Here is a 1490-nt window from a genome sequence, read left to right on the forward strand (position 1 = left end):
ACACCCCTTCGCGTGGCGGCGCATCCCGTCACCGGCGCGCCCCAGGCCTATCTGGTGCCTCGTTCTTAATGTCCTGCTCGCGGTCTGTCCCCTTTTGGCGGCCCCGGCCCTGGCCGGCGTACGCATCACCGACGACAGGGGACAACTCATCCACCTGGAACGGCCCGCGACCCGCGTCATCGCCCTGTATGGAGCCTTCAACGAAATCCTGGCCGACCTCGGCCGCAAAGACATCCTCATCGCCCGGACCGAGACCGACGACCAGCCGCCGTCCATCCGTTCCAAGCCGATCGTGGGTACGCATCTGCGGCCCAATTTGGAGCTGATCATAAGTCTCAAACCCGATCTAGTCATCCAGATGGGCGGCCGGGTCGAGGCCCTGGCGACGGTCAAATTCCTGGAAACGCACGGCATCCCCACGGTCATGTTCCGGATGAACGCCTTTGAGGACCTGTTTGCGGCCATGGAGCGACTGGGCGTTTTGACCGGGGCCGAAACCCAGGCTCAAGCACGGGTCCTGGCCATGCAGGCCGAACTAAAGCGCATTCGTACCCAACGTCCGGGCCGCGTGCCGACGGTCTTTTTCGAAGTCCGCCATCCCAACCTTCTGGCCGCCGGCCAGGGTTCCATGATCACCGAAATCATCAACGCCGCCGGCGGCCGCAACGCCGTGACCGCGCCGGAAAAACTCGTGCGCCTGAGCGAGGAGGAAGTCTTGCGCCTTGATCCCGACATTTACCTCATCCAGCATGGACCCATGAACCCGGCGCCCACGCCCCTGGCCGCGCGACCGCACTATGCCACCCTGGGCTGCGTGCGAAACGGCCGCGTCATCACCGTGGATCAGCGGCTTTTTTCCCGACCCGGCCCGCGCAGCCTGGAGGCTGCGCACCAACTAGCCGAAATCGTGCAGAAATGGGACAAGGAGGCGCGGCCATGAGCGGACATCTGTACGGCATCGGCGTCGGTCCCGGCGATCCGGACCTGCTGACCATCAAGGCGGCCAAAACCCTGGGCATGGTGGACGTCATCTTCGCCGCGTCCTCAACCAAAAACGACGATTCCCTGGCCCTGGACATCGCCCGGCCCCATCTGCGCCCAGTAACGCGGACCATCCGCCTGGGCTTTCCCATGAGCCGCGACGAGGCCACACTGCTCGCGGCCTGGGAGGACAACGCCCGACAGGTGCTGACCGAGCTGGACCAGGGACATGACGCGGCCTTTCTGACCCTGGGCGATCCGCTGCTCTACTCCACCTTCGCCTATCTGCTGCGCACCCTGCGCCGACTGCGGCCCGGCCTGGACGCCACTGTCATCCCCGGCATCACCTCCTTCCAGGCGGCGGCCGCGGCCACGCAAACCGTTCTGGCCGAAAGCGCCCAAAACCTGCTCATCATGCCCGGCATCCGTCAGGCCGGTGAATTGCGCGACGGTCTGGAGCACGCCGAAAACGCGGTCATCCTCAAGGCCTACACCAATTTCGGCGTCAT

2 protein-coding genes are annotated in these 1490 nt (G+C 65.1%); both read left to right on the plus strand.

Annotated elements, in window-relative coordinates:
• Positions 1 to 154 precede the first annotated feature (154 nt).
• The gene (locus EOL86_14845) at positions 155 to 940 is read left to right on the plus strand and encodes an ABC transporter substrate-binding protein (protein NCD26847.1); all 786 of its coding nucleotides are present in this window, start codon (positions 155 to 157) and stop codon (positions 938 to 940) included.
• Positions 937 to 1490 (plus strand): precorrin-2 C(20)-methyltransferase (gene cobI, locus EOL86_14850; GenBank protein ID NCD26848.1); only part of this gene is annotated, 554 nt, incomplete at its 3' end. The genes EOL86_14845 and cobI, both read left to right, overlap by 4 nt.

Source organism: Deltaproteobacteria bacterium (genome assembly GCA_009930495.1).
In the GTDB taxonomy this organism is placed as follows: Bacteria; Desulfobacterota; Desulfovibrionia; order Desulfovibrionales; family Desulfomicrobiaceae; genus Desulfomicrobium.